A 7,306-nucleotide genomic window follows, 5' to 3' on the forward strand; every position below is an offset into this window, starting at 1 on the left:
GCGCGCTGTGGAAGACTCGACCCGTGATCATCGAACGCGCGTACGCACACATCGCCTCGCACGACGAGAACGCGTGGCCCTGGTCCGTGCCCTGTGTGCGCGGGCTGCTGGCGGACGGGATGCGGTTCACGGCACCGGTGACCTTCGTCGTCGGTGAGAACGGCTCGGGCAAGTCGACCCTGGTCGAGGCGCGGGCCGAGGGCTTCGGCCTGGACTCCTGGGGCGGCTCGCACGACTGGCGGTACGCGAGTCCCCGGGCCAAGTCGGTGCTCGGCGAGCGGATCCGCTTCGACGCGGCGGCAGCACGCGGGCGTCGCATGCTCGGCAGCTGGTCGGCCCGCAAGGGGTTCTTCCTGCGGGCCGAGACGGCACTGGACGCGCTGGACCGGGAAGGGCTCGCGCCGCATTCGGTCAGTCACGGCGAGGGCTTCCTCGCGGCGTTCCGCGGGAAGTTCCTGGAGCCGGGGCTGTATGTGCTGGACGAGCCGGAGGCGGCGCTGTCGTTCGGCTCGTGCCTCGAACTGCTCGGCCATTTCGACCAGTTGGCGAAGCAGGGCGCGCAGGTCATCTGCGCCACTCACTCACCGCTGCTGACGGCACTGCCGGGTGCGGACATCATCGAGGTCGGCGACCACGGGATGCGCCGGGTGGCCTGGCAGGATCTCGCCCTGGTCGACCACTGGCGCCGCTACCTCGCCGACCCGCACGCCTATCTCCGGCACATCCTCGGCTGACGTCGGCTGCCCTCGGCCGAGGGCGGGCCCGCGACCGAGGCCAGCCCCCGCGCACACCCCCGCACGTACTGTCCCCAGTGATCGCCTGCCAGAATGGCGATCAGCGCAGGCGTTCGGCAGAACCCGCCCCGGACGATGGAGGAGCCCCGTGCCTCTGCCCTCACAACCGTTGCGCAAGCTGGGCTTCCTGACCATCGGGTTGTTCGACGAGGCCGACCCCCGCAAGGGCCACGAGTCGACGCTGGAGATCATCCAGCTCGGTGAGCGACTGGGCTTCGACAGCGCGTGGCTGCGCCACCGCCATCTCCAGTACGGCATCTCCTCCCCCGTGGCCGTCCTGGCCGCGGCCTCGCAGCGCACCACCCGCATCGAGCTCGGCACCGCGGTCATCCCGCTGGGCTGGGAGAACCCGCTGCGGCTGGCCGAGGACCTGGCCACGGTCGACATCCTGTCCGGCGGCCGGCTCAATCCCGGCGTCAGCGTCGGCCCGCCGATGCACTACGACCAGGTCAAGCAGGCGCTGTATCCGGACACCGCCGACGCCGAGGACTTCGGGTACGACCGGGTGGCGCGGCTGCTGGACTTCGTACGCGGCAAACCGGCCACCGACTTCAGCGGTGTCGAGGGCTTCGAGGCCACGCGGCGGCAGCCGCATATCGAATACAGCTCGGACCGGGTCCAGCCGCACGCTCCCGGTCTTGGCCGCCGTCTCTGGTACGGCGGTGGAAGCCTGCGGTCGGCCCAGTGGGCCGGTGAGCACGCGATGAACTTCCTGACCAGCAGCGTCGTCAAGGCGGAGGGGTCCCAGGACTTCGCCGAGGTCCAGCTGTCCCACGTGCGCGCCTTCCGTGCCCACCACCCCGAAGGCGACCGTGCCCGGGTCTCCCAGGGGCTCGTCGTCATCCCGACCGACAGCGCCTCACCGGAGCAGCGCGCGAAGTACGAGGCGTACGCGGAGAAGCGGCTGCCGCGGACCGCCACCCCTCAGGGGCCGGCCCGCCTGATGTTCGCGCCGGACCTCGTCGGCACGTCCGCGGAGATCGCCGAACGGCTCTACGCACACGCGGCGTTCCGGGAGATCGACGAGGTGGCGTTCGCGCTGCCCTTCACCTTCGAGCACGACGACTACGTCCAGATCCTCACCGACATCGCCACCCGGCTGGGCCCGGCACTCGGCTGGAAGGCGTCGGCCCAGCACGGATAGGGGCCCGTCGGCCGCGCGTTCGGCGTGGTCGTCGGTGTCAGTCGCTGACCTGGCTGCGCGCCTGGTACAGCAGGTCTCCGTACGCGGGGTGGCGGGCGATCCAGCCCGCGTAGAAGGGGCAGGTGGCCAGCACCCGCAGGCCCGCGGCACGTGCCTCGTCCAGGGAGGACCGGACCAGCGCGGACCCGACACCCTTGCCCTCGCACTCCGGGCTCACCTCGGTGTGGACGAACGCGATCAGCTCCTCGGTACGGATGTACTCCGCGAAGCCGGCGACCGTCGACGCCCCGTCGATCCGGGCCTCGTAGCGACGCGCCTCGGGCTTGTCACTGACCTCGATCGCCATGTCTCCTCCTTGAACCCCGTTGCGCCGGTGCACGACACTAACCCACAGTGGCCAAAACCCGTACGGTCCACCCGAGTTGCCGTCCGGAGCGCAGACGCGCGGGTGGATCATTCGACTAAGTTGACGTTCGATTGCCGAACAACGATCCGCAGGAGGCCCTCTCGTGACAGAGCACGAACCCGAACTCGCCGCAGCTGCCGAGATACGGGCCCGGATCGACACGGACAAGCCGCACTCCGCGCGATTCTGGAACTACTTCGTGGGCGGCAAGGACCACTACGAGGTGGACCGTGAGATCGGGGACCACATCAAGGAGATCTTCCCCGGCCTCGTCGACGTGGCGAGCACGAGCCGCCACTTCCTCGGACGTGCTGTCACTCACCTCGCCGGCGAGCAGGGCATCCGGCAGTTCCTGGACATCGGCACCGGTCTGCCGACCGCCGACAACACGCACGAGGTCGCCCAGCGCGTGGCGCCGGACGCACGCATCGTGTACGTCGACAACGACCCCCTGGTCCTCGCCCACGCCCGTGCCCTGCTCACGAGCACGCCCGAGGGCGAGACGGCGTACCTCGACGCCAACCTGTACGAGCCCGAGGCCGTCCTCAAGGCAGCGGCGCACACGCTGGACTTCTCCAAGCCCGTCGCCCTGATGATCCTCAACACGCTCGGCCATGTCGCCGAGTACGACCAGGCTCGGGATCTGGTCTCGCGCCTCATGGCCGGTCTGCCCTCGGGCAGTTACCTGGTGATCAGCGACAGCACCGCCACCAGCGAGGGCATGATCGCCGCGTCGGAGGCGTACAACTCCAGTGGCGCCGTCCCGTACTACGTGCGCGCCGTCGACGAGATCGCCGGGTTCTTCGACGGGCTGGAGCTGGTCGAACCCGGCGTCGTGCAGGTCACCCAGTGGCGTCCGGAAGCCGCCGGTTCGGTGGTCGACGCCTACGGAGCGGTCGGCCGCAAGCCGTAGCGCCACGTCACGGCCGGGCCCGTCCTCGGACGGGCCCGCCTCACCCGTGCGCATCGGACGCACGCTCAGGACACGTCGGTCAGCTTCGGCATCTCGCCCTCGGTCGTGGTGACGTCGATCACGGAGAACGACGCACCCTGGGGATCGCTGAGTGCCGCGAACCGTCCGAAGGGGCTGCTCATCGGGCCGAACCGCAGGATCGCGCCACGTTCGGTCGCCTTCGCGACGGCGGCGTCGCAGTCCTCGACCGTGAAGTAGACGTTGACGTAGGACGGCACCTCGGGCGGGAACTCGTCCGTCATCTTCATCCGGCCCAGAACGGTCTCCTCGCCGAGGTTGAAGATCCTGAAGTCGATCGCGTCGTCCTCCATCTGCTGTGCGCGGTAGGGGAAGACGGCGGGGAGGAAGCCGTCCACCTTCTCGGGTTCCCGGGTGAAGAACTCGCCCCAGCAGTAGGCGCCCGGCACGGCCGTCGCCTCGAAGCCCTCGTGGACGCCGGCCTGCCACACGCCGAAGACGGCGCCGCTCGGCTCCTGGGCCAGCAGCATGGTGCCGAAGTCGCCGACCTTCATCGGTTCCATCAGGACCTGGCCGCCGTTGGCGCGTACCTTCTCGGCGGTCGCGGCGGCATCCGGCGACGCGAGGTACAGACACCACGCCGACTGGCCCTCCGCGCCGGGCATGGGCGGCACGACGGCGGCCACCGCCTTGCCGTTCGCGTAGGCCTGTGTGTAGTTCCCGTACTCCGACGAGGCCTCGCCGAACGTCCACCCCAGCACGTCACCGTAGAAGCTCTTGGCACCCTCGACATCGCTGAAACTGGCGTCGGCCCAGCACGGTGTTCCCTCAGGTTGTACGGCCATGGCTCTGACTCCCTCGTCATTGAAGGCTCTGACCTGTCACGCTAGCCAGCCGTCGGCCGACGCGCGCGGCGAACACCGTGAGATACGTGACGCAGGTCACTTTTGTACGCCGATGATGTTCCGTGACCGCCTCGGTCCAACACTGCGACACCACTCGAAGCAGCAGACCAGAGGATGGACACCGACATGAGCGAGACCGTGAAGGGGCCCGCGAGCTACTTCCCCTCCATCGAGAAGAAGTACGGCCGCCCCATAGCCGAGTGGCAGGGCCTCATCCGCTCCTCGCCCCTCACCAGGCACATGGAACTCGTGGCCTGGCTCAAGACCGAGCACGGCATCGGCCACGGCCACGCCAACGCCCTCGTCGCCCACACGCTCGCCGAGGACAGCGGCAGGTGATCCACCGGGAGGAAATGCGTTGCGGGCCGTGAGACGGCCTCGGCGGACTCGTCGATGAGGGGAGCCCGGGACGGGGAGGCGCCGTGCCGGCCATCCGGCGTGGCCCGGCGCACCCCGAAGCCCCGGTACGGGAGCAGTGCTGCAGGCTGCTGGACCACCTGCCGGTGACCGAGGCGCTGGACGACTGATCGCCGTGCTCGACGACGCCAGCCCCCAGGTCCGGATCGCCGCGGTGCACGCGCCGGCCTGTGACCGGCGCAAGAGCGATGCCTGCCGCCCCGACCGGGCCGTGGTGCCGCCCAGGGGATCCAGCTGCTGAGCCGGGATCCGGACGCCCACGTGCGCAACTTCGCCGCGGAGCTGGTCGGGCTGTCGGTGCACACCCACCCGGAGGCGGTCGCCGCCCTGGTCCGGGCCCGGGACAACGATCCGTCGCCCGCTGTCCGCTGTCCGGAAGAAGGCCGGCTGGTACGCGCCGGACGGACCCATCCACCGCAGAACCGCACCGCGACCGGCCCGCAGGCCGCGCTGACCGCAGGGTTCCCGACCCGACGGGACCGTTCTCGACCGCACAGGACTGTCAAAGGCCTGACGGGAGTGGTTTCCGTGGCCGGTTGTGACCCATGTTCCGGCACGGGCTGGTGCGGCGTCACGCGCTCCCCGCGCCGCACGCGCCCGCGCCGGAACTCCCCCGGGCGGCTCCCCCTTGAACCGTGGGTGCCTACTGTTCTACCTTCGCCACATGGTCGGGGCATCAACGCCCGCTCACCAGCGACACAACGTGCGGGCGGCAGTTGGGCCGGGTGATGACGAGTGCGTCCACACCTCGCGTTGATCGAGGACGATCCCGACTTCGCACTGATGTGCCGTATCTATCTCGAGCGTGAGGGTTTCAGCGTCACGTGGGCCATGGACGCCCGGGCCGGCAAGGCCGTCATGCACGACGGCGGCATCGATCTCGTCGTCCTCGACCTGGGACTTCCCGACGGCAGCGGTCTCGAACTGCTGCGGGCGCTGCGCTCCACCAGTCGACTTCCGGTCATAGTCGTCAGCGGTCGCGGAGACGAGACGGACCGGGTGGCGGGCCTGGAGATCGGCGCGGACGACTATCTCGTCAAGCCGTTCTCACAGCGGGAACTCGTCGCCCGTATCGGCGCCGTGCTGCGCCGGTGCCGACCGCCCGAGCTGTCGACGGTCCTCGACGTCGGGACCCTGCGCGTCGACACCGCCGCACGCCAGGCGAGCGGCACGGGTGTCCTGCTGAACCTGCGCCCCAAGGAGTACGCCCTGTTGGAGGCCCTCGCGCGCTCCCCCGGCCGGGTCTTCTCCACCGAGCAGCTGCTGGAGCTGATCTGGGGAGCGTCCTGGCAGCAGTCCGCGACGGTCATCGAGCACGTGTACCGGCTGCGCGGCAAACTCTCCCGACTCCCGGCGCCCGCACCGCGGATCACCACGGTGCGCGGCTACGGATACCGTCTCGATCCGTGAGGGCCGCCATGTCCACGAGCCGTCCGTCCAGCACCCCGAAGCCCGTCCCGGACTTCCGGCGCCTCTTCGACTCCACGCTCTCCCCGCTGCTCATCCTCGCCCCGGACTTCACGATCGTCGAGGTCAACCGCGCCTATCTGACGGCCACGGGCACCCGGCGGAGCATTGTCGGGCGCCCCGTCTTCGATGTGTTCCCCGACAACCCCGAGGACCCGTCGGCCGACGGCGTCACCAACCTGCGCCGGTCGCTGGAGACGGTGGTGGGCACGGGCCGCACGGACACGATGGCGCTGCAGCGGTACGACATCCCGACGGGCGACGAGGGCGGTTTCGTCGAGCGCTACTGGAGCCCGGTCAACACACCGGTCCTGGACGCCGACGACCGGGTGACGCACATCATCCACCGGGTCGAGGACGTCACCGAGTTCGTGCGGCTGCGCCGGGTCGGACACGAACGCGAGCGGGCGGCCGCCGAGGCACAGATGCGCGCGGAGGGCATGGAGATCGATCTGTTCGTCCGCGCGAGGGAGATCCAGGAGGTCAACGAGCAGTTGCGCCGGGTGAACGGCGAACTCGACACTGCGGGGCGGCAGTTGCAGGAGGAGCAGCGGGCGAAGGACCGGTTCATCGCGACGCTCTCGCACGAGCTGCGCAATCCGCTGGCCGCCGCCACCGCGGCGACCGAGCTGCTGGCTCTCGACCTGCCCGGCGGCCATCCGGCGCTCTCCGTCCTGGAACGGCAGCTCGGCATCCTGGCCCGGATGAGCAACGACCTGCTGGACGGCACGCGCGCGTTGACCGGTCGTCTGGAGCTGGTGCCCGAGCGGATGGATCTGAGGTCGGCCGTCGAGAGTGCCTGCGCCGACATGCGTGGTCTGTTCGGCCACGAGGGAAGAGCACTCGCCCTCCGGCTGCCCGACGGTCCCGTGCTCGTCGACGGAGACCGGCTGCGGCTGGCCCAGGTGCTGACGAACCTGCTGTCCAACGCGCTGAAGTACACGCTGCCGGGCGGCCGTACGGACGTGTGCCTGTCGTCCGTGGACGGGCAGGCGCAGCTCACGGTCAGGGACGACGGGATCGGTTTCGACCCCGGTCAGGCGGAGGAACTGTTCGGGGTGTTCATGCGGGCGGCTCCCGCCGGGCCGCACACTCCCGAGGGGCTCGGACTCGGGCTCGCGGTGGCCCGCACCATCGTCGAACTCCACGGCGGCCGGATCTCCGCGCACAGCGACGGGCCGGGCAAGGGAGCCTCGTTCGGCGTGCTGCTGCCGACGGCCGCCTCGGACGCGCCGCAGCCGG

General features: G+C 70.1%; 8 protein-coding genes. 6 read left to right on the forward strand and 2 right to left on the reverse strand.

Translation table 11 applies throughout. The features are described 5' to 3' along the window. Positions 1-23: 23 nt before the first annotated feature. Together O3Q52_RS17760 and O3Q52_RS17765 are read left to right on the forward strand one after the other, a co-directional pair. Positions 24-734: an AAA family ATPase gene (locus O3Q52_RS17760; RefSeq protein WP_269649762.1), complete on the forward strand. Its 711-nt coding sequence runs from the start codon at positions 24-26 to the stop codon at positions 732-734. Positions 735-882: 148 nt separating this feature from the next. Beyond that, on the forward strand, positions 883-1,938 hold the full coding sequence (locus O3Q52_RS17765) for an LLM class flavin-dependent oxidoreductase (RefSeq protein WP_269649763.1): 1,056 nt from the start codon (positions 883-885) through the stop codon (positions 1,936-1,938). A 37-nt stretch (positions 1,939-1,975) separates the two neighbouring features. Here O3Q52_RS17765 and O3Q52_RS17770 read toward each other — a convergent pair whose 3' ends face one another. After that, complete coding sequence (locus O3Q52_RS17770) at positions 1,976-2,284, reverse strand: GNAT family N-acetyltransferase (RefSeq protein WP_269649764.1); 309 nt, start codon at positions 2,282-2,284, stop codon at positions 1,976-1,978. A 163-nt stretch (positions 2,285-2,447) separates the two neighbouring features. Here O3Q52_RS17770 and O3Q52_RS17775 point away from each other — a divergent pair, with 163 nt between their 5' ends. After that, positions 2,448-3,257, forward strand: coding sequence for an SAM-dependent methyltransferase (locus O3Q52_RS17775; protein ID WP_269649765.1), 810 nt, complete (start codon positions 2,448-2,450; stop codon positions 3,255-3,257). A 65-nt stretch (positions 3,258-3,322) separates the two neighbouring features. Here the strand turns inward: O3Q52_RS17775 and O3Q52_RS17780 are convergent, their stop codons facing one another. After that, a complete protein-coding gene (locus tag O3Q52_RS17780; protein WP_269649766.1) occupies positions 3,323-4,120 on the reverse strand; it encodes a VOC family protein in 798 nt (265 codons plus the stop codon). Between the two features lie 186 nt (positions 4,121-4,306). On the opposite strand from O3Q52_RS17780, the gene O3Q52_RS17785 reads away from it, so the two are divergent. The 3 genes from O3Q52_RS17785 to O3Q52_RS17795 all read left to right on the forward strand — a co-directional run. Next, positions 4,307-4,519 carry a DUF4287 domain-containing protein gene (locus O3Q52_RS17785; RefSeq protein WP_269649767.1) on the forward strand — a complete coding sequence of 71 codons (213 nt, stop codon included), beginning with the start codon at positions 4,307-4,309 and terminating at the stop codon, positions 4,517-4,519. An 813-nt stretch (positions 4,520-5,332) separates the two neighbouring features. Further along, on the forward strand, positions 5,333-6,007 hold the full coding sequence (locus O3Q52_RS17790) for a response regulator transcription factor (protein ID WP_269649768.1): 675 nt from the start codon (positions 5,333-5,335) through the stop codon (positions 6,005-6,007). An 8-nt stretch (positions 6,008-6,015) separates the two neighbouring features. Beyond that, positions 6,016-7,306 (forward strand): PAS domain-containing sensor histidine kinase (locus O3Q52_RS17795; protein WP_269649769.1); only part of this gene is annotated, 1,291 nt, incomplete at its 3' end.

This window comes from Streptomyces sp. ActVer, assembly GCF_027270795.1.
In the GTDB taxonomy this organism is placed as follows: domain Bacteria; phylum Actinomycetota; class Actinomycetes; order Streptomycetales; family Streptomycetaceae; genus Streptomyces; species Streptomyces umbrinus_A.

Bases quoted from the DNA above. Each gene is read 5' to 3' on its own strand.
- O3Q52_RS17770 (WP_269649764.1), bottom strand. From the start codon at position 2,284: ATGGCGATCGAGGTCAGTGACAAGCCCGAGGCGCGTCGCTACGAGGCC.
- O3Q52_RS17780 (WP_269649766.1), bottom strand. From the start codon at position 4,120: ATGGCCGTACAACCTGAGGGAACACCGTGCTGGGCCGACGCCAGTTTC.
- O3Q52_RS17785 (WP_269649767.1), top strand. From the start codon at position 4,307: ATGAGCGAGACCGTGAAGGGGCCCGCGAGCTACTTCCCCTCCATCGAG.